The organism is Phenylobacterium sp., assembly GCF_041919955.1.
Lineage (GTDB): Bacteria > Pseudomonadota > Alphaproteobacteria > Caulobacterales > Caulobacteraceae > Phenylobacterium.
The window spans coordinates 154,216-179,019 of record NZ_JAYRSU010000002.1 but is presented as its reverse complement, the minus strand read 5'-3'; the positions used below and the strand labels follow the sequence as shown (position 1 = coordinate 179,019).

Here is a 24,804-nt window from a genome sequence, read left to right as displayed (position 1 = left end):
CCTGACCGTCCGTGAACCGAGCCACCTCGGTCGGGCAGCCGCCGGCTCTTGACCCCAGAGCCGGCGGCTTTCTGCACTATCCCCCGAGCTGAAACGGCACGATCGCCCGCTGATCGCCCGGCACCACGAGGCGGCGATCCACCGGCGGAAAAGCCCGCTGGGAACAGTCGTTTCGCTCGCAGATCCGGCAGCTGACGCCGATGCGGACCGGAGAGGCCTTCAGGTCGAGGCCCGCCGCGTAGACCATCTCGCCAGCATGCTGCAGTTCGCAGCCGAACCCCAGAATATAGCGGCGGACGGGCGCCAGATAGCCGCCCGAGCGCTTGGCGATGCCGCGCGCCACGCAGAGATAGCGCGCCCCATCGGGCATTTCGGCGACTTGGACATGATAGCGGTCGGGCGCGCCGGCCGCGTCGTGGACGTTCCACAGCGGACAGGTGCCGCCGAACCGGGCGAAGCGGAACCGCGTGGCGCTGTGACGTTTGGTGATGTTGCCGGCGTGGTCCATGCGCACGAAATAGATCGGCACGCCGCGCTCGCCAGGCCGCTGCAGATTGCTCAGGCGGTGGCAGACCTGCTCCAGACTGACGCCGAAGCCACGAGCCAGCTCGTCGATATCGTGCCGCAGCGCGCGCGCCGCGGCGGAGAAACGGCGATAAGGCATGAGGAAGGCGCCTGCGGCGTAGTTGCCCAGGCCGATCCGGCAGATATCGGCGGCCTCACGGCTCTTCAGCCCCGCAGCCGCCAGTTCCCGCTCTATGAGGTCGCCGAGACGGGTGGAAACGATGTGGAAGGCGGTCTGGAACCGCCGGGTTTCCTCCGCCAAGGCCGCATTCAGCCAGAGCACGTGCGCGTCGGCGTCGTAGCGGCGCATCACTTCGCCCAGGTCCGCCAGCCTGACCGAAACGCCCAACTCGGCGGCGGCCGCCTCGATAGGAGCCCCTCCCGCCGCCTCCCCCAGCGCCTCGGCCGCCGCGTCCAGGTCGTGCAGGTAGTTGTCCTTATAATGGAAGAAGTCGCGCACCTCCTCGTAAGGGAGCAGCGAGCTGGCGGCGGCGGCCTCGTCGAGCGCAACGGCTTCCTCGGTCTGGCGCAAGCGCTCGTCCAGCCGGCGATAGGCGCGGTGCAGTTCGAGATAGCGGTGCGCCAGGTTCGGGGCTTGGAGCGCGGCCGCGCGCAGCTCGGACATCGCCACGGGCGCATCGCGTCCGCCGAAGTCGGCAAGCGCCTCGCGGAGATCGGCCACCACGCGATCGTCGTCGGCCGCGTCCAGCTCCAGCGCGGAAATCTCGAAGGCGTCCATCAGGGCGACGAGCACCCGCGACGTCACCGGCCGCTGGTTGGATTCGATCTGGGAAAGGTAGCTGATCGAGACGCCGAGCCGGCGCGCGCAGGCCTCCAGGGTCCAGGCCCGCGCCTCGCGCAACGCGCGCACCTTCGGGCCGACAAACAGCTTCTGTGGCTTTCGCAATTTCACAAATCCCGCCGTGTGAACGGCGAAGATTTGGCACGAATTCGGGGCCATTTCCAAAGTTTTTGCGCAGATCGATGGCCAGACCTGCGCTACCAAGGCGCCATCGTTCAACGCAGTTTTGCAAAAGCCATGACCAGTCTTTCGGAAGACGCCGGTTTCCGGCGGTTGCGGCTCGTGCCGCGCAAGGGTTCCTACGCCTCGCTTGGCGCGGCGATGCGAGAGTTCGGCCTGACGGCGCGGGCGCTGCGCTACTACGAGGAGGTCGGGCTGATCGAAGCCGATCGCGATCGCCTCAACTGCCGCCGTTACGACGAACGGGCCATGGACCGGCTGCGGCTGATCGCTCAGTTCCGGCGCGCCGGCCTCGACGTTCGGGACATCCGCCTGATCCTGGAGCGCCGCGAACAGGGCGACGCCTCGGAAGGCTATGTGGACTGCGCGGTCGCGCGGCTGCAGGAACGGCTGGCCGTGATCGAAAGCGAGCGGCAGCAACTTGAAGAGGCGCTTGGTCTGCTGCAGGCCGGCCGCCAGGATCGCGCCGCCCCGGCGGCGGCCGATACGCCCCGCTCGGCGGCGGCGATCCTGCGCCAGTCGCGGCCAGGCCGCCAGCCCGTGGCTGCGGCCCGCTAGGAACGCCTACCAGCTCTCGCTCCAGGGCCGCAGGTCCAGTTCGTGGGTCCAGGCCGACCGCTTCTGTCGGTGCAGGTCGAGATAGGTCTGGGCGATATCGGCCGGCTTGAGGACGCGATCCTCGGCCAGCCGACGCTCCAGGTCCGGAATGTTCTGGCGCGAGAACACTCCGTCGATCGAGCCGTCGCAGATCACGTGGGCGACGTGAATCCCCTTCGGGCCCAGCTCGCGCGCCGCACTCTGAGCCACGGCGCGAAGTCCGGCCTTGGCGGCGGCGAAGGCGGCGAACCCCTCCCGCCCCCGAACGCTGGCGGTCGCGCCGGTGAACAGGATCGTGCCGCGGCCGCGCGGGACCATGACCTTGGCCGCCTCGCGGCCGGCTAGGAAGCCGGCGAAGCAGGCCATCTCCCAGACCTTGGTGAACACCCGCGCCGTCGTCTCCTCGATACCGAAGCGCACGTTAGCTCCGATGTTGAAGACCACGACTTCGAGCGGACCGATATCGCGCTCGATCTCCCCGAACAGCGCAACCGTCTCATCCTCCAGCCGCGCATCGACGCCGCGGGCGTGGACGATCCCGCCCTCGGCGCGGATTTCGGCGGCCAGCGCCTCCAGCTGGTCGAGGTTGCGGGCGCGGCGGGTGATCACCGCCTCATAGCCGTCGAGGGCGAAAGCGCGCGCGATAGCGCCGCCGACTCCGTCGCCGGCTCCGATCACCAGGCAAGCGCCCTTGGTCTGCTTTTCCGTCATGGCCCCGCTCCCGTTCAAGCCGCGCGCGACTGGCGCTGGATTTCCTCCTCCACCGCATGGAGGCGGTCCTTGCCGAAGAAGAGCTCGTCGCCGACCAGGAAGCTGGGCGCACCGAAGGCGCCGGCGTCGACCGCGGCCTGGGTTTCAGCGACCAGCCGCCCCTTGATCTCATCCGTCGCGCTGAGCGCGATCAGCTCGTCGGCCGGCAGGCCAGCCTCGGCGAAGGCCGCGCGGATCACCTCCGGATCGTCCATCTTCAGGCCGCGCTCCCACATGTCGTCGAACATCCGGTCGACGTAAGCCTCGAACACGCCCAAGGCCTGGGCGGCCACCGCCCCGCGCATGAGTTGCAGGGTGTTGACGGGAAAGTGCGGGTTCATGCGGTAGGCGGACAGCCCGTGGCGCTCGACGAAGCGGCGCGTCTCCAGGTTCTCGTAGGCCATCTTGTTGCGGATGCCGGCGAAGGCGGTGGCCGGCGACTGGTTGCCGGTCAGCTTGAACACTCCGCCCAGCAGGATCGGCGTGTACTCGAAGCGCGCGCCCGTGCGCACCTCGATCCCCGGGATCACCTTGTGGCTGAGATAGGCGTTCGGGCTGCCGAAATCGAAAAGGAACTTCACCTGCGGCATGTCGGCCTCCCCGTGTCGCCACTAAGTTCTGAAATTGAACTTAATACCCCCGCTGCGGGCGTGGCAAGGCGCCATAGCGAGCTCAACCGGCGCGATCGGCGCCGGGCGGCAGGTGATGCGGATCGACCCCGCCCGGCCCGACCAGGACCTGGACCTCCCGAGGGGCCACCTCCTCGCGGCATTCCGAGCAGACCATCACCGGATCGAACTGACAGCCGCAGGCGAGGTGTCGATGCAGGACCGGACGCCCCTTCTTCCCGGCCAAGTGCTCGTCGCCCCAGTGGACCATGGCCATGATGACAGGATGCAGCGCCATGCCCTTGTCGGTAAGGCGATACTCGTAGCGCGTCGGCCGCTGCCGATAGGCGACCCTGGTCAGAACGAAGTTGGCGGTCAGCTTGTCCAACCGGTCGGCCAGGATGGCGCGCGAGACCCCGAGGCGCGCCTGGAAGTCCTCGAACCTGCGGACGCGGAGGAAGCAGTCGCGCAGGATCAGCAGCGTCCAGCGATCGCCGATGACGCCCACCGTCCGCGCCAGCGAACAGGCTTCCCCCTCGAGTTCGTTCCAGCGCATGGCCACCTCCCGCAGCGGAAGGTTCTAAAATCGAACGCAGGCTGCGCCGCGTCAATCCTGATGCGAGGCGTCAGGTCGCCCAGGCGCGCCCGATCTCCGACAGCGGGATGCAGCCGCGATAGGCGCCCGGCACCGGGTCGTAGCGCAGAGCGAGCGTCGCGCCCGGCTCGGACGTGAAGTAGCCGATGGTGACCAGCTCCTTCAGCGACTTGAAGAAGTGCGGCTGCCCCCAGGCGGCCTTGGCCTCCTTGTCGTAGGCGGCCAGCTGGTCCGCCTGCTGCTGGGCGCTGAGCGCGACGAAGGCGACGCCATGCGCGGCCCGGGCGTCGGCGTCCATCCGCTCCAGCCCGCCCCGCAGCAGCGCAGCCTGCTTCTGGTCGCACCAGCCGCCCAGGGTGCGGTCGATGAACTGGGGCACGCCGGCCTGGCGCGCGCCGGGCGTGTCGGTGGCTGGCACAATCAACTCGGCGACCACATCGACCAGGCGGGCCTGCTCGGGCGTGAGGGCCTTGGGCGTCCACCCCAGGGGCGGCAGGGCTGCAGCGACCGGGCCGGCGAATCCGGCGGCGGCGACGCCCAGGGTCAGGGCCAGGCCGCGGAACGCGTCTCTTCTGTTCAGCATCACAGGTCGCCCTTCTTCTTGGCGCGGACGGCGTGGTCGACGGCCCGCGCGGTCAACGCCATATAGGTCAGCGACGGGTTCACGCAGGAGGCCGAGGTCATGGCCGCCCCGTCGGTCACATAGACGTTCGTGCACTCGTGCACCTGGTTATGCGCGTTGAGCACCGAGGTCTTCGGGTCGCGGCCCATGCGGGCGGTGCCCATCTCGTGGATGCCGAGCCCCGGCGAGTACCCCATGTCGGCTGAGACGACGTTCTTGAAGCCGGCGGCTTCCAGCATCTCGACCGCGGCGGCCTGCATGTCCTTGCGCATGGCCTTTTCGTTCTCGCGGATGGTCACCTTGGCCGACAGAGTCGGCAGACCGTACTTGTCCTTGCGATCGTGGTTCAGGGTGACGCGGTTGTCCTCGTAGGGGAGGATTTCCCCGAACGCGCCGAGTTGCATGTACCAGGGGCCCGGCTGGCTGAGCGCGGCCTTGCGCGCCGCGCCGAAGCCCTCGCCGGTCAGGTCGCGGTCCCAGCCCGGCCGGCCGGCGCCGCCCTGGTAGCCGAAGCCACGGATGTAGTCCTTCCGCGCCGTGGCGGCGTCGCCGAGGTTGCGGAAGCGCGGGACGTAGATGCCGTTCGGGCGGCGGCCCGAATAGTACTTGTCGGAGAACTCCTCGACGAGCGCCTTGGCCCCCACCCGGAAGTGGTGGTCCATGACGTTGCGGCCCAGCTGGTCGCTGCCGTTGCCGAAGCCGTTCGGGAACCGCGAACTGGTCGAGTTCAGCATGATCCAGGTCGAGTTCAGGGCCGAGGAGCAAAGGAACACCACCTCGGCATAGAACTCCTCGTCCTTGCCGGTCTGAGTGTCGAGGATGCGCACTCCGCTCGCCTTGCCCGCCTTCTCGTCATAGATCAACGAGGTGACGATGGCGTTCGGGCGCATGCGCAGATTGCCGGTGCGCTCGGCGGACACGAGGGTCGCCGAGTTCGAGCTGAAGTAGCCGCCAAACGGACAGCCGCGCATGCACATGTTGCGGTGCTGGCACTTGGTGCGACCGAGGCTTAGCTGCTCCTCGGTCGGTTCGGTCAGGTGGGCCGCGCGGCCCATGGTGATCCGCCGTTCCGGAAAGCGCGACTCGACCCGCGACTTGAAGGCGGTCTCGACACAGTTCATCTCCATCGGCGGCTGAAACTGGCCATCGGGCAGATGCGCCAGGCCCTCGTTCTGGCCCGAGACACCGATGTAGCGCTCCACATAATCATACCAGGGCGCGAGGTCGGCGTAGCGGATCGGCCAGTCGACGCCGACGCCGTCGCGGGCGTTGGCCTCGAAGTCCATCGGGCTGTGGCGATAACTCTGGCGTCCCCAGGTCAGCGAGCGGCCGCCGACCTGATAGCTGCGGATCCAGTCGAACGGCGCTTCTTCGCTGTAGGGGTTCTCGTCGTCCCGGACGAAGAAGTGCTTGGTGTATTCGGTGACGGTGTAGCCAGTACGGCTCTGGACCGGATAGCGGCTCTTCAGCTCGTCCGCCGGCAGTTTGCCCTGCGGATACTGCGCCTGCCACGGGTCCATGACCGCGGTCGGGTAATCCTCGAGGTGGCGGACCATTGGGCCGCGCTCGAGCACGAGCGTCTTCAGGCCTTTCTGGGTAAGTTCCTTGGCGGCCCAGCCGCCGCTGATGCCACTGCCGACCACGATGGCGTCGTAGGTGTTTTCCTGGCGCGCACGACCATTGAGATTGGCCATGGTCCCCCCTCTAGCTTCGGCGGCGCGATCCGCCGGTCTTGCGCTTCGAGCCACGGCGGAATCAAGGCCCGCCGTCGCCCGTCGCTTTGCCTGCTCCCAGGTTTCATGAAATGGGTTACATTGCAAGCCTACAAGGGGCTGGACCAAAGGCCTCGATGAAAATCCGGGGGAAAAGGACCATGATGCCCCACACCGCCGCCACCGTCGTCGCCCTCGCCGGCGCCTTGCTGGCCGCGGCCCCCGCCCAGGCCGCAGAGGTGCATGCCGGTCCGTGGCGCCCGCTGTTTGACGGTCGCTCGCTGAATGGCTGGGCGCCGAAGGTCGTCGGCCATCCGGCGGGCGACAACCACCTGCAGACCTTCGTCGTCCGGGACGGCGCGATCGCGGTCTCCTATGCGAACTACGACCGCTTCAAGGGCCAGTTCGGCCATCTCTTCTACAAGACCCCGTTCAAGGCCTATCGGCTGCGGCTGAGCTACCGCTTCCTCGATCCGGGTCTGCCCGACACGCCGGCCTGGGCGCGCAGCAACAGCGGCGTCATGTTCCACAGTCAAAGCCCCCAGAGCATGACGCTGGACCAGCCGTTCCCGATGTCGGTCGAGTTCCAGGTGCTGGGACGCGATGGCGACGCGCCGCGCCCGACCGGCGCGGTCTGCACGCCCGGCACCACCGTCGCCTTCGACGGCGTGCGCTCCAAGGCCCACTGCATCGCGCCTCACGACGCCCCGACCGTGGCGAACGGAACCTGGGTGAAGCTGGAACTGGAGGTGCTGCCCAGCGGCGAGGTCACCCAGAAGATCGACGGCGTCCTGGTGCATCGCTACAGCGCCGTGGAGCTCGATCCGAAAGACCCGTTCGCGGCGGCGGCGAAGGACTACATGTCCCGCCTGCCGGGCCCCGTCCCGCTGACCGAAGGCTATATCGCCCTGCAGAGCGAGGGCTGGCCCATCGAGTTCAAGGACATCGAGATGCAGCCGCTACGCTAGACCCTACTTCTTCAGCGTGCCCAGGTACTGCACCAGGACCGCGCGTTGCTGGGCGTCCGGCACGCCGATCAGCATCTTGGTTCCAGGAACCATCTTGCCCGGTGCGGCCAGGAAGGTGTCGAGCGTCGTCGGCGTCCAAGCCAGCTTCGAATTCTTCAGGGCGGTGCTGTAGGCGAACCCAGGAACGGCCCCGGCCTTGCGTCCGGCGAGGCCCGCCATGGGCGGCCCCATCTTGCCCGGACCCGGTTGTACGGCGTGGCAGACGGCGCAGCGCTGCTTGAAGATGTCCTCGCCCGAGGGCGCGGCCTGGACGGCGGTCGCGGTCATGGCGACCGCGAGGGCGATGAGAAGCTTCACGATGATACTCCGGAGATGTCGGTCAGCGGCGGCGTTGCGCGCCGCGCTTGGCGGCCTGGACCACCGCCCGCTCGGCGATAGGACGCATCAGGGCGTAGCCCTTGCGATTGGGATGGACGTGGTCCTTGCTGAGCTCCGGTAGCATGGCGCCGTCCGTGCGGGCCATGGCGGCGTGATAGTCAGCGAAGACGTAGCCGCGCTGGCGCGCGAAATCCTTGAGCCAGGCGTTCAACTCGACGATCTGACCGGCGGGACGCAGGCCGGCGCGCCACAGGAAGAGGTCGGCCGGCGGGATCGCCCCGATTACAACGGCGATGCCCGCCACGTCCGCGAGGTCGGCCATGGCGCGGATGTTGTTCTTTAAGTCCTCGGGACGGCTGGGGCCGGTGTTGCCGGCCACATCGTTGGTGCCGGCCAGGATGTGGACCACCTTGGGCCGCAGGGCCAGGACGTCGGCCGGGAAGCGCAGCAGCATCTGGGCGCTGGTCTGGCCGCTGATGCCGCGGTCGAGCGCCTTCGGACCGAAGAAGCCCAGATCAGCGACCTGCCAGAGCTCGGTGATCGAGTCGCCCATGAACACCACGTCGACCGGCCCGGCCGCCAGATTGTCGGCGCGGTAGCGGCAGAGGTCGGCCCAGTCGCGGGCGGCCTGCTCGGCCTTGACCTTCTCAGCGGCCGCGCCCCTGGCCGGGTCCATCACCTTGGCCAGCAGAGCCGGCGGGAACGGCTCGTCGGCGACCATGGCGCGCGAGATCTCGGCGCCCAGCGGATCGGGTGCGCGCGGCGCGCAGGGATCAGCGACCATACCGACCGGCTCGGCGGCGTGGGCTGCGCCCGCGGCCAGCAGCCAGGCGGCCAGCAGCAGGCGCGTGCTCATCCTCAGAGCCCCAGCAGGCGGCGATTGCGGGCTGCATCGGTCTCGACGCCGGCGAAGTCGTCGAACGCCCGGTCGGTGACGCGGATGATGTGGTCGCGGATGAAGGGCGCGCCTTCGGCCGCTCCCTGCTCGGGATGTTTCAGCGCACACTCCCACTCCAGCACCGCCCAGCCCGGATAGTCGTACTGGGCCAGCTTGGAGAAGATCGCCTTGAAGTCGACCTGACCGTCGCCGAGCGAGCGGAAGCGGCCCGGCCGCTCGACCCAGCCCTGGTAGCCGCCGTAAACGCCGCTGGCGGCGTTCGGCCGGAACTCGGCGTCCTTCACGTGGAAGGCGCGGATGCGCTCGTGATAGCGGTCGATGTAGCCGAGATAGTCGAGCTGCTGCAGCAGCAGGTGGCTGGGGTCATAGAGGATGTTGGCGCGGGCATGGCCGCCCACCTCATCCAGGAACCGCTCGAAGCTGGCGCCGTCGTGCAGGTCCTCGCCCGGATGGATCTCGTAGCAGACGTCGACGCCCTGATCTTCGAACACATCGAGGATCGGGCGCCAGCGGCGGCCCAGCTCGGCGAAGGCTTCCTCGACCAGGCCCGCCGGGCGCTGCGGCCACGGATAGAGATAAGGCCAGGCGAGCGCGCCCGAGAAGGTGGCGTGGGCCGAGAGCCCCAGCCGGCGGCTGGCGATGGCGCCGGCCTTCACCTGCTCTACCGCCCAGGCCTGGCGCTCGGCCGGCTTGCCGCGAAGGACGGCCGGGGCGAAGGCGTCGAACAGCTCGTCATAGGCCGGATGGACGGCGACCAACTGACCCTGAAGATGGGTCGAGAGCTCGGTGATCTGCAGGCCGTGCTCGGCCAGCACCCCGGCGATCTCGTCGCAATAGGTCTGGCTCTCGGCCGCCAGTTCGAGGTTGAAGAACGAGTCCGCGCCGCCGGTGGGCATCTGCACCCCGACATAGCCGAGGCCGGCCACCCACTGCGCCATGGTCTCCAGCCGGTCGAACGGCGGCTCGGCGCCGATGAACTGGGCCAGGAAGATTCCCGGTCCCTTGAGGGTCTTCATCGTCCGTCTCCCTGAAGCGCCACCCAGCCGGCCCCGCTGGCGGCCACAGCCGTTTCGACGAAGGCCATGCCGCGCGCGCCATGGGCGATGCCGGGCACGAGCCCGCCGTCTCCGCTGCCGGCGATCGCCGCGGCGAAGTCGCGATAGATGTTGGCGAAGGCCTCGATGAAGCCTTCCGGATGACCGGTGGGGATACGCGAGGCCGCTTGCGCCGCTGCGCTCAGATAGGGTGAGCCGGCATGCAGCACCTGGCTCGGCCCGTCCAGCCAATCGAGGGTCAGTTCGGTGTGCCGCTCGTGCGACCAGATAAGACCACCCTTCTCGCCATAGACCTTGATGGTCAGACCGTTCCGGGCCCCGGCCGAAATCTGCGAGGCGATCAGCACGCCGCGCGCGCCGCCCGCGAACCGCAGCAGGATGTTGCAGTCGTCGTCCAGGGTCCGGCCCGGCACCACCGCGGCGACGTCGGCGCAGAGCCGCTCCACCGGAGCCCCGACCACGAACTCGGCGAGGTTGAAGGCGTGCACCCCGATATCGCCGATGCAACCGCCCACGCCCGACTGGGCCGGGTCGGCGCGCCAGCCGGCCTGCTTGTTGTCCTCGCGCTCGATCGGGCGGGAGAGCCAGCCTTGGGAGTACTCGACGATGACCTTGCGCACCGCGCCCAAATCGCCGCGGGCGACGATCTCGCGCGCCTCGCGGACCATCGGATAGCCCGTATAGACGTAGGTCAGGCCGTACCGGCGGCCGGACGCAACGACGATCTTCTCGAGCTCCAGAGCCTCGGCGAGGTTCAGGGTCGCGGGCTTGTCGCTCATCACGTGCAGCCCGGCCTCGAGCGCCGCTTTGGAGACCTCGAAGTGCAGGTGGTTCGGGGTCACCACCGCGACCAGACGGGCGCCATCCTCGCGGGCGGCCTCGGCGGCGATCATAGTGCGGTAGTCGCCATAGGCGCGATCGGGCGCCACGCCCCAGGCCGCCGCGGCCTGGGCGTTCTTGGCCGGGTCGCGGCTGAAGGCGCCGGCGGTCAAGCGGATGGCGCTGTCGAGCTCGGCGGCCATCCGGTGGACGGGACCGATGAAGGAGCCCGGCCCGCCCCCGACGAGGGCGAGCCGCAAGGGCGAAACGTCACTCATCAGGCGGTGACGCTCGCCAGATAGTCGTGGCTGATCTTTACCGAGTCGATGCGCGCGCCGGGGAACGGCGGCTCCTGCTCGACGAAGAAGTGGCGCACGCCCGAGGCGTAGGCGGCGGGCAGCAGCTTCTTCCAGTCGATCATGCCCGAACCGACCTCGGTCGGATCCTGCTTGAGGCCGAAGTTCGCCTTGGTGGTCGCCTTAATGTCCTTGACGTGCATCAGGGTGAAGCGGCCCTTGTGCTGCTTCAGCAGGGCGAAGGGGTCCTGGCCAGCGGCCGTGACCCAGCCGGCGTCCATCTCGAAGGTCACCAGCGCCGGGTCGGTCTCCTTCAGCAGGACCTCCATCGGCGTAGCGCCGCCGACCGGGGCGAACTCGTTGTTATGGTTGTGATAGCCGACGGCGATCCCGGCGGACTTCAGCGCCTCGCCCTTCTTGTTCAGGAAGTCGGCGTTCCATTTCCAGTCGTCGAGGGTCATTTCCCCGGCCAGGCGGCTGAGGAAGGCCGGGCCGTCCTCGCCCGCATTCGGCTTCAGCTCGAAGCGGTCGGGAATGTAGAACAGCGGCATCACCGCCGACTTCACGCCGATGACGTTCAGGTCCTCGGCCAGCTTTGAAAGGTCGCCGCTGAAGCTCTGCGAGCCCATCGGCCGGCCCTGGATGTGAGCGCTGGTGCAGGTGAGGCCCGCGCGGTCGAGGGCGGCCTTCATCTCGGCGGCGGAGCGCCCGTAGAGCCCCGCCAGCTCGATGTTGCGGTAGCCGATCTTGGCCACGGCGGCGAGCGTGCCGTCGAGGTCCTTCTGGGCGTCCGGACCCAGGGTGTAGAGCTGCAGGCCCAGCGGCAGGCCGTGCTGCTGGAAGAACGGCTTGCCCGCCGCGTTCGCGCTATATCCCGTCATGGCTGCTCCTAACCCGGCCAGGCCCGCAAGAACGCCGCGCCGCGGAAGACCGACACGTCCGGTCGCGGCGGGCGCCGCAGGCGATGATAGATCCATCTTGGTCTCCTTGGTCGAGGCCCGCGTGTCAGTGCGGCGCGGCCACGCTGGGTTCGCGGGTCAGGGCTTGGTCCTCGCCGGCCTGGTCGACGGCCACGGGACCGCGGGTCGGGGGGCGGAAAAACAGCGCCAGCAGCAGCACTGCGGCCAGCGCCATGCCGGTCGGGACCATGAACAGGGCGGGATAGTCGACCCCGCCGGTCGCCGGATCGGTCAGGCGGCTGGACAGGGCCGGGAAGACGAAGCTGGCCACCACGTTGCCGACCCCGAGGATCAGCAGGTTGAACAGTCCCTGCGCGCTGGAGCGCACGTCCTTGGGGAACACCGCGTCGACGAAGATGTACACGGTGGCGAAGAAGAAGGCGTAGCAGATGCCGTGCAGCAGCTGGACGGCGACGATCACCGGAATGCTGTCGGCGAAGAAGGCGAAGACCGCGAACCGGGCCGCGTGGCCGAGGATGCCCACGATCATGGTGATCTTCCAGCCGAGCTTGGCCAGCACGCGGCCCAGCACGAACATGGTGGCGATCTCGGCCACCTGGCCCAGGCTCAGCACCACCATGGAGAGGTTGCCGGCGATGCCGACCCGGTCGGTCAGGAAGGCGTCCGAGACCACGAAGTAGCCGTTGTGGATCACCGAATCGATGAAGGTGACGGCGAACAGCACCAGCACGAACGGCGTGCCCAACAGTTTCAACGCGCGGCGCCAGGCCAGCTTGTCGATGCCCGGCGCGTCCTTGCGCGGCGGGGTGTGCGGCAGCGTCAGGGCGTAGGCGGCCGCAGCGAACGAGACCGCGGCGGCGACAAGGAAGATCCAGCGCACCTGGTCGGCCGTGGCGTGCGCGCCCAGCAGGAACACGAACGGCCAGCTCACCAGCACCCAGCCGACCGTGCCGCCCATCCGGACCGCGCCGAAGTCGGCGGCCGGGTCGCGCAGATTGGCGAAGGCGATGGAATTGGAGACCGACAGGGTCGGGACATAGACCAGGCTGTAGATCAGGTAGCAGGCGAAGAACGGCCAGAAGCTGGTCGAGAAGGCCACGCCGACCAGCGCAAGGCCCCCGATCAGGTAGCTGCCGGCCAGAAACCGCTCGGCCGAGAAATTGCGGTCGGCGAACTGGTTGGAAAAGAAGATCCCGACCAAGGCGGCCACGCCCCAGGAGCTGCCGACCAGCGACTGCTGCCAGGCCTCGAAGCCCAGCATGCCCATATAGGGGAATAGCTTGGGCGCCCAAGCGCCCCAGATGGCGAGCTGAAGCACCATCATCAGGAAAAGCCGCACGCTCGCCGTCATCTTCCTGCCCCTCCCCAGGCGGCTGGGCGACGGCGTTTAGGGCGCACAAGGCCCCGCCGCTCACCTAGATGTAATCGAAATCATGGATATCAGGCGCCAGAACGGGCGGCAACAGCATTGTCGGGGGCGAAACGCATCCAGCTTCGCCTTGAATTAAAGGCGGCTTGGCCCCAGGGTCTGCGCCGATGCCTACTATCCAAGATGTCGCGCGTGACGCGGGGGTTTCCACGGCCACGGTTTCGCGGGTGTTCAGCGCGCCCGAGCTGGTGCTGGAGCCGACCCGCCAGAAGGTCATGGAGTCGGTCGCCAAGCTCGGCTACCAGCCGAATTTCGCCGCCAAGAGCCTGCGCACCCTGCGCACCGAGAAGATCCTGGTGACGGTGCCCGACATCTCCAACCCGTTCTTCTCGCAGGTCATCCGTGGGGTCGAGGAAGCCGCCCACGCGGCCGGCTATTCGGTGCTGCTGGGTGACACCCGCCACGAGGAAGAGCGCGAAGAGCAGTATGCCACCATGCTGAGGCGCAAGGAGGCCGACGGCCTGATCTTCCTCGGCCATCGCCTGCCGGGGGCCCTGTCCGACATGGTCGAGACCCTCGGCCCCCGCACGCCCATCGTCAACGGCTGCGAGTTCCGGCCCGATCTCGGCGTTTCCAGCGCCCACATCGACAACGAGCAGGCCGCGGTCGAGGTCATGGAGTTGCTCTACGGCCTTGGCCACAACCGCATCGGCGTGATCACCGGCCCGCTGGCCAGCCCGATCAGCAGCGACCGCCTGCGCGGCGTACGCGCGGCCGCCGCCGCGCGCGGCCAGGACGCGGGGCTGAAGACGGTCGTGGGCGACTTCTCGATCGAGTCCGGCGTGCGCGAGACCCTGGCCCTGCTCGACGAGGACCAGCGGCCGACGGCGATCTTCTGCTTCAGCGACGAGATGGCGATGGGCGCGCTGGAGGCGATCCGCCGCCGCGGCCTCTCCTGCCCGCAGGATGTCTCGCTGGTCGGCTTCGACGACATCCGCTTCGCCCAGTATCTCGACCCGCAGTTGACCACGGTCAGCCAGCCGATGGACAAGATCGGCCACGAGGTCGTGCGCCTGCTGCTCGACATCCTGAGCGGCCGCGCCGGCGGCCTGCAGCACGTCACCCTGCCCCACAAGCTGGTGGTGCGGGCCAGCACCGGACCTGCTCCGACCATCTAGAGCCGGGGCGGCAGCTCACGCACCCAGATATTACGGAAGCTGATCGGTGCGCTGGGATCGCCGTGCGCCTGCAGTTTGATCGGCAAGCGGCCGTGCGCCTTGTAGCTGGGCTTGCCGATGAACACCGTCTCGCCGGCCAGGGCCACGTCGTCCTGCACCAGCACGCCGTTGTGGACGACGCTGACGCGCGCGGGCTCGGCTAGCGTCCCGTCGGTCTTGAAGACCGGCGCGCGCCAGACGATGTCGTAGGTCTGCCATTCCCCCGGCTTGCGGGCCGCGTTGGCGAGGGGCGGATGCTGCTTGTAGACCGCTCCGGTCTGGCCGTTGACGTAGGTCTCGTTCTCGAAGGAATCGAGGATCTGCACCTCGTAGCCGCGGTCGCCCGCGCCGGTCGAGGCAAGGAAGACGCCGCTGTTGCCCCTACCCTGGCCTGAGCCGGTGATCCCCTCGGGAATGCGCCATTCCAGATGGAGCTGGTAGTCGCCGAAGCTGCGCCGCGTCTCGATGTTGCCGCGTGACTTGTCGACGGTCAGCAGCCCGCCCTCGACCTTCCAGGCGGCCGGCGATTTGTCGCGCACCGAAACCCACTGGTCGAGATCGCGCCCGTCGAACAGGACGACCGCGTCGGATGGCGGCCCGCCCGCCTGCGCGGCCGGCGTCACCACCGGCGGGACCGGCTCCCAGGCCTCGGTGTCCTGGGGCTTGGACTGCGCGCAGGCGCTGGAGCCCGCGACCAGGGCGAGGCTGGCCATCGCGCCCCAGCCGAAGGCGAATCTTCCCGCACCCATGCGCCGCTCCCTGATTGATCGGCGCCATTCAGGCCCAGGAACGCGCGCTGGGCACCGCCCCCCGGCGCGCCGCGCCCGTCACCACTTGTATCGCAGCGTCGCCGAATAGAAGCCGCCGCCGACCCCGACCGGCCCGCTGTTGGTGTAGGAATAGGCCTGATACGCGGCCAGCGCCGGCGCCGGAACCTGGGGCGGCTTCTTGTCGAACAGGTTGTTGGCGCTGACCGCCACACTGAACTGCTCGTTGACGTCGAAGGTCACGTCCAGGTCGGTGACCCACAGCTTGCCGACATCGTAAGGAATCTCGCCGACCACGCCGGCATAGGGGCCGGTAGTCACCGGCGTCGTCACCGTCACGTTGCGCTTGATCTTGCCGTAATGGGTCTCACGCAGGTTCACGGTCCACGGCCCGTAGGTCCAGACGACGCCCAGGATCTCCTTACCCAGCGGGGCCTGGTAGCGGATGTTGGTCTGGGCCGCAGCGTTGAAGACCGGGACGTTGAAGGCCGCCAGGACGGCGGGGGTCGGCGCGATTTTGGTGACCCGGGCCTCGTTGCGGTTGATTGCCGCCGACCAGCGGAAGCGGCCGAACCGCTCGGTGTCGGTGGTCGCATCAATGGTCAGGTCGAAGCCCTTGGTCCGCGAGTTGGCGGCGTTGATGAAGTAGCTGATGCCGTCGTTGGGATCGAAGCCGGCCGCCGCCACCAGCGCCTTGACCGCCGCGGCCGAGGCTGGGAACAGGTCCTGGCGGATGGTGGTCGACTGGGCGATCCGATCCTCTACGTCGATCTGGTAGAGGTCGAGCGCCAGGTTCAGCCAGGCCGTCGGGCTGGAGACCACGCCGATGCTATAGCTGGTCGAGGTCTCGGGCTTGAGCGGCTGGGCGCCGAGCGCCCGGGCCTCGGGCGAGCCGACCTGCAGCACGTGGTTGACGAAGGTGTTCTGGTTGCCGGTGTTCTTGTAGCCCTGGGCTGCGAGCGCAGGGGCGTTGAAACCGGTGCTGACCGTGCCGCGCACCGCCAGCCATTTGCCGAAATCGTAGCGGCTGGTGATCCGCCAGGTGCTGGTGTCGCCGAAGTCTGAATAGTCCTCGTAGCGGCCGGCGACGTCGATCACCCAGTCCGGCGTCAGGTTGACCGCCGCGCCGACATAGACCGAGGTGCTGTCGCGTGAGACGTCGGTCTCGTCCTCTGGCCGGTAGCCCGGCAAGGCCTGCGAGCCCCCGAGCGACTTGCCAAGCACCTTGCCGGCGTTCGGCCCGTCCAGCACCGTCGCGCCGCCATAGCTGTAGGACTGGAAGTCGCCCTTCGAGAGGGCGTAGGTCTCGCGCCGGTGCTCGAGGCCGAAGGCCAGGTCGACCGGCACGCCCCATTCCACCGAGCGGCGGAAGTCGAGATTGGTCGTCCAGGCCGAGTACTCATGACGGCCGATATAGAAGTCGGTCTGGCTCTGCAGGCCGAAGGTGGGGTTCAGCGAGTTGTGGACATGGACGTCCACCTGGTCCCTGCCGTAGCTGGTCGACAGGTCCCAGTCCCAGTCGAACGCCTTGCCTTTCAGGCCGGCGGTCACCTCATAGTCCTTCTCTTCGATCGCCTCGACCGGGGTGAAGCCGTTCGGGAAGATCGCCCGCACCACCTCGTCGCGGCTCGGATGGCGGAAGTTCTGCGGCGCGGAGGATTCGCGCCGCGCGTAGGTGGCGAAACCGTAGGCCTCGACCGTGTCGGTCAGCGGCAGGCCGACGTCCAGGGACAGCGTCTCCAGCCGGTAGGGCGCCGCGCCCTGGTTGATCCAGGCGTTGTTGTTGCGGCTCGCCTCCTTCGGGTTCGGCGTCGCCCCGGCCGGCAGGCTGGGATTGGTCGAGAGCACCCCGGCCGGCAGGATCTCCTTCCCCGCTGCGTTCAGCGGGAAGTAGAACAGGAAGCTCGACGGGATCGGGCTGTTGCGGATCACGATCTCCTGGTCGTCGACCTGGCCGGCCAGGTGGAGATAGCCGCCCTTGTCGCCGAGCTTGAAGCCGGCGTCGGCCTTGAACACCCGGGTGAAGCCGTCGCCCTCGTAGAACTGGCCGACGCGCGCCGAGGCGCTGCCGCCCTGGTCGTCCTTATTGGTGATGATGTTGATCACCCCGGCGATGGCGTCCGAGCCGTAGATCGCCGACGCGCCGTCGCGCAGCACCTCGATCCGCTCGATGGAGCCGCTGGCGATCAGGGAGAGATCGGCCGGCGCCGAGGCTGCAAAGCCGCCCGCCCCCAGAAAAGCCGTGCCGTGCCGGCGCTTGCCGTTGACCAGCACCAGGGTGTGGCTGGGATTGAGGCCGCGCAGCTGGCCCGCGCGGATCATGCTGCCGACATTTGGGGTGGCGACGTTCGGCAGGTTGAACGACGGCAGCAGGGTGTTGAGCGTCTCGAGCAGATTGCCCTTGTTGGTCTTCTCGAGCGCCACCTCGCCCAGCACGTCGATCGGGGCGGGGCTGCTCTCGACGGTGCGGGCGACGCGGGACCCGGTCACGACGATCTGGTCGACCTCCGTCGCTGCGGCGTCGCCGATCTCGTCAGCAAGGGCGGCGACAGGCGCCGCCGAAAGAAGCGCGGCGATGCTGGCGACCGAAAGCGCCTGACGCCGGAAACGATACTGGAAAGCCATGAGCGAAACCGCCACCTTGAGTGTAACTCGATGACGAAGACATCAATCACGCGGACTGAATCATCAATCCGAGATAGCCATGTTATTTCGGAATAACCTTATAACCATGCAACCATGACCGAACATGAAAACGCCGCCTCTTACGAGGCGGCGATCATTACATATGACTATTTATCATAGAACTCTGGCGGAGGCGGAACGTCTGGCAAGGGTTTGCCGTCATAGCCGGCGCCGCGATTACCGTCCGGACCGATCGGCCCCGGTCCCGGCCCGATGTGATGAGCGTCGATATTGTTCTCGTTGCAGGCGTACTCGGTCAGCCCCTCGCCCGGCTTGCCGTGCACCCAGGTCCGCTCGAAGGTGAAGGGCTTGGTGTAGTAGACCGGATCGTCGATGGTCATGTGCAGGCTGATGTGGTCGAAGTCCGGCCGGCTCCAGCGCTCGACCACGCGGGTCTTCTCGCTCTGGGGGTTGGCGTTCTCGTCAATCCAGAGCTTGCCGTCCTTGCTGTCCTTGAAGCCAGCGGACTCGATCACCAGCGTGTCGCCCTCCCAATGGCCGACGGCGTTGCCGAAGTAGCGCGGCTCGGGGTCCTCGTCCTGCTTGCGCCCGTCGATCCAGACCCAGCGATGGGTGTTGTAGACGTACAGCGTCGCCAACCGCTTGGGCGTGTGCAGGATCTCGAACGGCAGGCCGCTGGCGTTATGGCGCGGAATGCCGCCCAGGATGCAGACCGCTTCCGGATCGACCGTCTGGGTCAGGTTGTACTGCAGCGCCTTCTCCCCCGCGGGCGTGAACGGCAGCTTGAAGCCCGGCTGGTCCTTGCCGATGTTCCCGCCCGGCTTGCCCTTGTTGCGCAGCGGCTTCCAATAGCCGGTGAGGTCGGGGTGGCCGTCCAGCCCGCGCGGCGTCGGCTTCGAAGGGCCGGTCGGCTCCTGACCGATGATGCTGGAGGCGGTCAGGTCGCTGCTCGGTGGGGCTGGCTGACGCGCCTGGGCCAGGGCCGTTTGAGCGAAGGCGGGTGCCTGCAAGGCGAGCACCGCCAGGACGGCGCCTGCGGCGATGAGAGTGCGGCGGCCGGAAGCGTACGAAAGGGTCATGACTCTTGATGGCTGGTGATGGGCGGCGCGGCGCCGGGCCGGGCCCTTGCGTCGCGGTCCACCAATGCGGGCATGTCGCCCGGCCGTCTCACGACATGTCGTTATATGGATATGAGCCCGCGTGATGCGGCGACCAGACCGCCCCGCCTATCGCTCCACGGAGAAAATCTAACTTGAGCTAAAATTCCCACTCAATAGATAGGAATTAATTCGCGGCCACACGGACGGACCGCTTCGGGGGACTACAGATGCAACGGACGATCCTGATCGCGGGGGGTGCGGCGTGACCTTGGCCCAGCTCCGCTACCTCATCGCCATCATCGATTCAGGCCTGAACATCACCCTCGCCGCCGACCGGGTCCATGCGACCCAGCCGGGGCTGTCCAAGCAGTTGAAGCTCCTCGAAGAGGAGCTCGGCTTCCAGATCTTCGTGCGCAAGGGCAAGAGCCTCGAGAGGCTGAGCCCGGCAGGCGTGGAAGTCGTCGACCATGCCAGGCTCATCCTGGACCAGGCCGGCGCCATCCGCGCCCTGGCCGCGAACCACCGTCAGGAGGCGCGGGGAGAGCTGCGCCTCCTGACGTCCCAGACCCAGGCCCAGTTCGTCCTGCCATCGGCCCTGACCGAGCTGCGCGAACGCTTTCCGGACGTGCGGGTGCGGCTGTCCTTCACCGAGGGCGGCCGCGAGCCGGGGGATCACGACCTCGCCATCGTCAGCACCGGTGGAGAGCCGCCGGCCGACCGGAACGCCGTTCCGCTCTACCGCTGGAACCGGGTGGCGCTGGCGCCGACCGACCATCCACTGGCCATGCTGGGGCGCCCGCTCACGCTCGCCGATCTCGCCGCCTATCCGCTGATCGGCTACGACACCTCGCCGGCGTCCGAAGCCCTGATGTCACGGGCGTTCGCCCGGGCCGGACATGCAGCCGAGTTCGCCTACGTCGCCGAGGACTCCGAGGTCATCAAGACCTATGTCCGCTCCGGTCTGGGCGTCGGGGTGATCCCCGAAATGGCGGCGGGCGGGCCGACTGCGGACCTGACGATTCTCGACATCGACGGCCTGCTGCCGACCAGCACGACCTGGGCGGTCCTGCCCGGCGACCGGGTCTTGCGCGACTATGTCGCCGAGCTGGTGGTCGCCGTCGCTCCGCACATCCGCGCCCGCGACCTGCACCGGCTGGCCCAGCCGGGCGACCGCTCGGTCGCCACCCTCGCCCCGCACTGGCGCAACCTGCCGAAGATCCGCGCCGCTGCGGCCCGCGCCGCCACCGACGTCGAGGCGTTCGTGGAGCCGCGCCGCCTCGCGGTCGGCTGCTAGGACGAGCTTTCGGACGAAATCAGGAGAAGATCATAATCTTCTGATTTAACTGATATTTTCTCCGAAACGCGGCGGAGTTCGATATCCTGCGCCGGCCAGAACAATCGCCGGCCTCACCGCAAGGAACGCCGCCTCATATGAATATAACGACCCGCCATTAATCGCCGCACGCAAGCGTCGCTAGAACCATTGCAGATGCATCGGGCGGCGCCTTGCCGTCGCCCTACAGTTCCCCGAGGAGTGGCGATGAAATCTCGTTATGGTCTGTGGTTGCTCAGCGTCGCCGCGTTCGCATTGGCCGCGCCCGCCCAGGCGCACCATTCGTTCTCGGCGATGTTCGACGCAGCCAAGCCCGTCCGCCTGGTCGGCAAGCTCAGCAAGATCGAGTGGACCAATCCCCACTCCTACTTCTACGTCGACGTCACCAGCCCCAGCGGCAAGGTCTCGACCTGGGCCTGCGAAGGCGCGGGCCCGGGCGCCCTGTCGCGCCGCGGCTTCAAGAAGGGCGACATCAAGATTGGCGACACGGTGGTGGTCGACGGCTACCTTGCCAAGAGCGGCGCCAAGATCGTCGATGCACGCCGGGTGACCCTGCCAGATGGCCGCGTGGTCAACGGCGGCACGCCCGGCGACGGCGGTCCGGGCGACCCGGCCAACGCCGCGCGCGCCAACTGATCGGCAGGCGCGCCGGCTCGGCTGGCGCGCACTTCCACATGGCCGTGCTCTCTTCCCTGATCCAGGCGCTCTACGACTCCCCGCTGCCGACGGCCGTGCGCGAGTCCGACTACGCCTTTCCCGTCATCCAGACCTTCCACGTGCTGGGCATCGTACTGATGGCCGGCACGATCTCGCTGGTCGATCTACGGATTCTCGGCGTGACGCTGAAGCGCCAGTCGGCCGCGGCCGTCGCCTCCAGCCTGTTGCCGATCACCTGGATCGGCTTCGGAATCATGGTGCTGAGCGGCGGGATCCTGTTCGCCGCTCAATCGGCCAAGATCTACGGCAACATCTTCCTGCAGGTGAAGCTGGCGCTGCTCGTCATCGCCGGCCTGAACGTCGTGCTGTTCCACCTGGCCACGCGCGCCAGCATCGCCGGCTGGGGCGAGGCCCCTGCCCCGGCCCGCGCCCGGGCCTCGGCCGCCGCCTCCCTGGCGCTCTGGGCCGCCGTCATCGTGACCGGCCGCTACATCGCCTACTACTGACGCCGGAGCGTCCCGCCATGTCCATCGAAGACGCCTTCAACTGGCTGGGCGCGACCGCGCCCGGTGTCTATCTGCGCCAATCGACTGCGGCGTTCGCGGCCACGGAGTCGCTGCACCTCTTGTCGCTTGCGGTGGTCGGCGGCGTCGTGCTGATCGTCGATCTCGCCGCCCTGCGGCTCGTGCTGCGCGGTGCGGCCGTCGCCGACACGGTGCGCAGCCTGCGCCCGGTGTTCCGCGGCGCGCTCGGCATGGTCGTGGTCTCCGGAGTGCTGCTGGTCGCCGCCGGGCCCATCAAGTACCTCAGCAATCCCCTATTCCCAGTGAAGCTCGGCTTGCTGGCCCTCGCCGTCACGCTCCAAGCCTGGCTGCAACGGGGCCTGGCCGGCGCGAGCGGCGAAGCCGCCCATGGTGGCTGGCGCACGCTGGCGGCCGCCTCGCTGTTCCTCTGGACGGCGGTGATCGTCGCCGGCCGCTGGCTCGGTCTCATCTGACAAGAAGAAACGACCGGCGCGTGGGGCGCGCCGGTCGCTCTCTGGGGCGGCCGGGGGAGGTCGCCGCCAACGACGTTCCCGAGGAGCCCTTGGGAACGCCTTTGTGGTCGAGGATCAGAACTTCGCCGACACGCCCATGAAGAAGTAGCGGCCGATGACGTCGTAGGTGTTCGGGTCGGTATTGCCCTCGATCGGCGACGACAGACGCGGAGCCTGCTTGTCGAAGAGGTTCCGCACCCCGCCGGAGACCGTGTAGCGGTCGAAGGAATAGGCCGCGCGCACGTTGTGGTACCAGTAGGCGTCGACCTCGGGCGCGGCGATACCGGCCTTCGGGTTGGCCGCGCCGGCCGCCAGGGCGTTGGCGTACTTGCGGTCCTTCACCTTCGACAGGAACTCGGTCTGCCAGGCCAGTTCCAGCCCGCCGCTGGAATAGGCCAGCTGGCCGGTCCAGCGCCATTCCGGGATCGCCGGCGTGTCGCCGCCGACAGTTCCGACGCGGTCAACTTCCGGCGCGCTCTGATTGGCCTTCACGGTGTTCTTGTCGACCCAGGTGCCGACCAGCGAGGCGCGCATGCGCGCCGGCTCGCCGCCGAAGCCCCAGTTGTCCATCGTCCAGCCGTAGTTGGCGGCGATGTCGACGCCCGAGGTCCGCAGCGTCGCCACGTTGGCCAGCGGCACGCCCCAGTCGATGATCTCGTAGGTCGAGCGCGAACGGGTGAAGGTCTTGCAGAACGGGCTGTTGACGTCGTTGCTGGCGAAGCAGGCCGCCAGCGTCCCTTGCGGGCCGCCGCCCATCCGCTCGATCGCGTCGTCGATCTTGATGTCGAAATAGTCGAGGGTGAGGTTGAAGCCCGGCAGGAACGACGGGGTCCAGACCGCGCCCAGGGTGATGGTGTCCGAGGTCTCCACCTTCAGGTTGGCGTTCGACACCAGGCGGGCCTCGATGGCCGCGCCGTTCTGCTGGTACGAGCCGATCGCCGAGGCCGGCACGCCCTGGGCGATGCAGAGCGCCGCGACCTGGCCGGTCGGATTGGCGCTGCGCGAGCAGGGGTCGGTCATCGACGGATAGGTGTTCACCAGGCCGCCGAACAGTTCGGCGATGTTCGGGGCGCGGGCGGCGCGCTGGTACAGGGCGCGCAGGCGCACGTCGCTGTTGATCCGCCACTCGCCGCCGGCCTTGTAGGTCTTCACCTCGCCCGCGGTGGAGTAGTCGGAGTAGCGGGCCGCCAGTTCGAGGCCGAGATAGTCGACGAACGGCAGGTCCGACAGCAGCGGCACGATGGCTTCGGCATAGAGCTCGGTGACGTCGTACTCGCCGGCCGTCGCGTTACGCTCGCCGAAGCCCGCCGAGGCGAAGTCCAGCAGAGTCGGCGCGGGATTGTCGGCGCTGGAGACCGTGCGGCGCTCGGCCCCGACCGCGACGCCGACGGCGCCGGCCGGCAGCGAGAACGGCGAGCCGGAGATGTTGGCCTGCAGGATCTTCTCGGTCAGCTCGGTGGTCGACAGGTTGTCCACGCGCAGGAACTTGACCAGCTCCGGCGACCAGTTGGTGAGGTTGGTCACCAGCACGCAGCGCGGGTTGCCGCTGGCGCACTTGGTCGGGTCGGTGGCGCTCGGCGTCGAGGCCTCGACGAAGGTGCGGCGGGAAATGTCGCCCTTCTGGACCTCGGTGGTGGCCAGATGGCTGTAGCTGTAGCTGGCGTCCCACTTCCAGTCGCCGAGGTGGCCTTCGAAGCCGCCGATGACGCGATAGAGGTCGCGGGTGAAGGCGATCTCGCGTTTCGGGAACTGGCTCGGCGCCTCGAAGCGCAAGGCGAACGGCGCGGTCGGGTTTGACCGGGCGGCCAGCAGCGCGGCCATCGACGGGCTGACGAACGAGGCGTTATAGGGCAGGCCGGGGACGTTGGTGGTCTCGCGGATGTTCGGCGCCGTGCGGGCCAGGATCGCGCGGGAGTCGACGTTGTTGTAGGCGAACTCGACGTAGCCCTTGATGTCGTCGGTGAACTCGTAGGTCCCGCGGCCGTAGACGTTGGTGCGCTTCAGCGGGATCTGGATCGCGTAGTCCTGCTGCAGCTCGTAGTTGGTGTCGGTCGCGGTGATGAACGGACGCGGCACCAGATTGTCGAGCGCGTAGTCGCGGTTGGTGAAGCCGCCCGAGCCGTTCGGGGTCGGCACGCCGATCAGGGCGCCGCCGACGCGGCCGGCGGTGCCGCTGCGGATAAAGGTCCCGTTGGAGTCGATGGTCGAATAGCGCGACAGTTCGCGCTCGGTCCCGCGCAGGGTCGAGCGGTCCTCGTAGTTCACGTGCAGCCACACGCTGGCCTTGTCGCTGGATGTGCCGAGGGTGAGCGAGGTGCTCCAGTCCTGGGCGTCGCCCTTGCCGGACAGGCCATACTGGCCCTCGACCATCAGGCCGTCGAACTTGTCCTTCAGGATGAAGTTCACGACGCCGGCCATGGCGTCCGAACCGTAGACGGCCGAGGCGCCGCCGGTGACGACTTCCACCCGGTCGACCAGCGACGCCGGGATGTTGTTGACGTCGACGATGCCCTGCTGGTTCGAGGCCATGAACCGCTTGCCGTTGACCAGCACCAGGGTCCGCTTGGCCCCCAGGCCGCGCAGGTTGAGGTTGGCGGTCGCGTCCGCCTGGCCCGTGACGTTTGTCGACTTGGTCGCGCCGGCGATAAGCTGCGGCAGGGTGTTGAGGTATTCCTCGACGTTGGTCGCGCCCACGACCTTGATGTCGTCGCTGGTGACGGTGGTCACCGGGCTGGAGGAGACCAGGTCCTGGCGCGCGATGCGCGAGCCGGTGACGACGACTTCTTCGACTTCGCCGCTCTGGGCGAAGGCGGGCGTCGCCGCCGCCATCAGGGCGACGGCGGCGACACTGCTTTTAAGCAAGGTAGCAAGCCTTTGATTTTGCATCTGTATATTCCCCGTATCTTGTTTTGTCT

At 68.1% G+C, this 24,804-nt stretch carries 23 protein-coding genes; 7 read left to right on the top strand and 16 right to left on the bottom strand.

Annotated elements, in window-relative coordinates; translation table 11 throughout:
• Positions 1-76 precede the first annotated feature (76 nt).
• On the bottom strand, positions 77-1,471 hold the full coding sequence (locus tag ACE3T2_RS02655) for a short-chain fatty acyl-CoA regulator family protein (RefSeq protein WP_374654412.1): 1,395 nt from the start codon (positions 1,469-1,471) through the stop codon (positions 77-79).
• A gap of 132 nt (positions 1,472-1,603) precedes the next feature.
• Here ACE3T2_RS02655 and ACE3T2_RS02650 point away from each other — a divergent pair, with 132 nt between their 5' ends.
• Entirely contained in the window at positions 1,604-2,104 is a 501-nt protein-coding gene (locus tag ACE3T2_RS02650) for a MerR family transcriptional regulator (RefSeq protein ID WP_374654410.1), read from the top strand.
• Between the two features lie 6 nt (positions 2,105-2,110).
• On the opposite strand, the gene ACE3T2_RS02645 is transcribed toward ACE3T2_RS02650, so the two are convergent.
• The 5 genes from ACE3T2_RS02645 to ACE3T2_RS02625 all read right to left on the bottom strand — a co-directional run bounded on the left by ACE3T2_RS02645 (position 2,111) and on the right by ACE3T2_RS02625 (position 6,412).
• Complete coding sequence (locus ACE3T2_RS02645) at positions 2,111-2,854, bottom strand: SDR family NAD(P)-dependent oxidoreductase (protein ID WP_374654408.1); 744 nt, start codon at positions 2,852-2,854, stop codon at positions 2,111-2,113.
• Between the two features lie 14 nt (positions 2,855-2,868).
• Positions 2,869-3,483 carry a 2-hydroxychromene-2-carboxylate isomerase gene (locus ACE3T2_RS02640; protein ID WP_374654406.1) on the bottom strand — a complete coding sequence of 205 codons (615 nt, stop codon included), beginning with the start codon at positions 3,481-3,483 and terminating at the stop codon, positions 2,869-2,871.
• 82 nt (positions 3,484-3,565) lie between these two features.
• Positions 3,566-4,057 (bottom strand): winged helix-turn-helix transcriptional regulator, encoded by a 492-nt coding sequence (locus ACE3T2_RS02635; protein WP_374654404.1) that lies wholly within the window; start codon positions 4,055-4,057, stop codon positions 3,566-3,568.
• 70 nt (positions 4,058-4,127) lie between these two features.
• Positions 4,128-4,679, bottom strand: coding sequence for a gluconate 2-dehydrogenase subunit 3 family protein (locus tag ACE3T2_RS02630; protein WP_374654402.1), 552 nt, complete (start codon positions 4,677-4,679; stop codon positions 4,128-4,130).
• Entirely contained in the window at positions 4,679-6,412 is a 1,734-nt protein-coding gene (locus tag ACE3T2_RS02625; protein ID WP_374654400.1) for a GMC oxidoreductase, read from the bottom strand. The genes ACE3T2_RS02630 and ACE3T2_RS02625 overlap by 1 nt, the downstream gene beginning before the upstream one ends.
• A gap of 179 nt (positions 6,413-6,591) precedes the next feature.
• Here ACE3T2_RS02625 and ACE3T2_RS02620 point away from each other — a divergent pair, with 179 nt between their 5' ends.
• Entirely contained in the window at positions 6,592-7,398 is an 807-nt protein-coding gene (locus ACE3T2_RS02620) for a DUF1080 domain-containing protein (RefSeq protein ID WP_374654398.1), read from the top strand.
• Positions 7,399-7,401: 3 nt separating this feature from the next.
• Here ACE3T2_RS02620 and ACE3T2_RS02615 read toward each other — a convergent pair whose 3' ends face one another.
• The 6 genes from ACE3T2_RS02615 to ACE3T2_RS02590 all read right to left on the bottom strand — a co-directional run bounded on the left by ACE3T2_RS02615 (position 7,402) and on the right by ACE3T2_RS02590 (position 13,115).
• Entirely contained in the window at positions 7,402-7,755 is a 354-nt protein-coding gene (locus ACE3T2_RS02615; RefSeq protein ID WP_374654396.1) for a cytochrome c family protein, read from the bottom strand.
• 22 nt (positions 7,756-7,777) lie between these two features.
• Positions 7,778-8,632, bottom strand: a complete 855-nt coding sequence (locus ACE3T2_RS02610) for a GDSL-type esterase/lipase family protein (protein ID WP_374654394.1) — start codon at positions 8,630-8,632, stop codon at positions 7,778-7,780.
• A 2-nt stretch (positions 8,633-8,634) separates the two neighbouring features.
• The gene (locus ACE3T2_RS02605; RefSeq protein WP_374654393.1) at positions 8,635-9,690 is read right to left on the bottom strand and encodes a sugar phosphate isomerase/epimerase family protein; all 1,056 of its coding nucleotides are present in this window, start codon (positions 9,688-9,690) and stop codon (positions 8,635-8,637) included.
• On the bottom strand, positions 9,687-10,826 hold the full coding sequence (locus tag ACE3T2_RS02600) for a Gfo/Idh/MocA family protein (RefSeq protein ID WP_374654391.1): 1,140 nt from the start codon (positions 10,824-10,826) through the stop codon (positions 9,687-9,689). The genes ACE3T2_RS02605 and ACE3T2_RS02600 overlap by 4 nt, the downstream gene beginning before the upstream one ends.
• Positions 10,826-11,725, bottom strand: coding sequence for a sugar phosphate isomerase/epimerase family protein (locus tag ACE3T2_RS02595; RefSeq protein WP_374654389.1), 900 nt, complete (start codon positions 11,723-11,725; stop codon positions 10,826-10,828). Before ACE3T2_RS02595 ends, ACE3T2_RS02600 begins: the two co-directional genes overlap by 1 nt.
• A gap of 124 nt (positions 11,726-11,849) precedes the next feature.
• The gene (locus ACE3T2_RS02590) at positions 11,850-13,115 is read right to left on the bottom strand and encodes an MFS transporter (protein ID WP_374654387.1); all 1,266 of its coding nucleotides are present in this window, start codon (positions 13,113-13,115) and stop codon (positions 11,850-11,852) included.
• A gap of 185 nt (positions 13,116-13,300) precedes the next feature.
• Between ACE3T2_RS02590 and ACE3T2_RS02585 the strand changes: the two genes are divergently transcribed.
• Positions 13,301-14,311 carry a LacI family DNA-binding transcriptional regulator gene (locus ACE3T2_RS02585; protein WP_374654385.1) on the top strand — a complete coding sequence of 337 codons (1,011 nt, stop codon included), beginning with the start codon at positions 13,301-13,303 and terminating at the stop codon, positions 14,309-14,311.
• Here the strand turns inward: ACE3T2_RS02585 and ACE3T2_RS02580 are convergent.
• The 3 genes from ACE3T2_RS02580 to ACE3T2_RS02570 form a co-directional block, all read right to left on the bottom strand.
• On the bottom strand, positions 14,308-15,099 hold the full coding sequence (locus ACE3T2_RS02580; RefSeq protein WP_374654383.1) for a DUF1080 domain-containing protein: 792 nt from the start codon (positions 15,097-15,099) through the stop codon (positions 14,308-14,310). The genes ACE3T2_RS02585 and ACE3T2_RS02580 overlap by 4 nt on opposite strands.
• A gap of 78 nt (positions 15,100-15,177) precedes the next feature.
• Positions 15,178-17,742, bottom strand: coding sequence for a TonB-dependent receptor plug domain-containing protein (locus ACE3T2_RS02575; protein ID WP_374654381.1), 2,565 nt, complete (start codon positions 17,740-17,742; stop codon positions 15,178-15,180).
• Between the two features lie 167 nt (positions 17,743-17,909).
• Entirely contained in the window at positions 17,910-18,842 is a 933-nt protein-coding gene (locus ACE3T2_RS02570) for a hypothetical protein (RefSeq protein ID WP_374654379.1), read from the bottom strand.
• A 283-nt stretch (positions 18,843-19,125) separates the two neighbouring features.
• Between ACE3T2_RS02570 and ACE3T2_RS02565 the strand changes: the two genes are divergently transcribed.
• The 4 genes from ACE3T2_RS02565 (at position 19,126) to ACE3T2_RS02550 (ending at position 21,850) form a co-directional block, all read left to right on the top strand.
• Positions 19,126-20,157, top strand: coding sequence for a LysR substrate-binding domain-containing protein (locus ACE3T2_RS02565; RefSeq protein WP_374654377.1), 1,032 nt, complete (start codon positions 19,126-19,128; stop codon positions 20,155-20,157).
• 246 nt (positions 20,158-20,403) lie between these two features.
• Positions 20,404-20,832, top strand: a complete 429-nt coding sequence (locus ACE3T2_RS02560; RefSeq protein WP_374654375.1) for a DUF6152 family protein — start codon at positions 20,404-20,406, stop codon at positions 20,830-20,832.
• Positions 20,833-20,870: 38 nt separating this feature from the next.
• Complete coding sequence (locus tag ACE3T2_RS02555; RefSeq protein ID WP_374654373.1) at positions 20,871-21,359, top strand: DUF6644 family protein; 489 nt, start codon at positions 20,871-20,873, stop codon at positions 21,357-21,359.
• Between the two features lie 17 nt (positions 21,360-21,376).
• Positions 21,377-21,850, top strand: coding sequence for a DUF6644 family protein (locus tag ACE3T2_RS02550; protein ID WP_374654371.1), 474 nt, complete (start codon positions 21,377-21,379; stop codon positions 21,848-21,850).
• 114 nt (positions 21,851-21,964) lie between these two features.
• Here ACE3T2_RS02550 and ACE3T2_RS02545 read toward each other — a convergent pair whose 3' ends face one another.
• Positions 21,965-24,751, bottom strand: a complete 2,787-nt coding sequence (locus tag ACE3T2_RS02545) for a TonB-dependent receptor domain-containing protein (RefSeq protein ID WP_374654369.1) — start codon at positions 24,749-24,751, stop codon at positions 21,965-21,967.
• Positions 24,752-24,804: the final 53 nt, after the last annotated feature.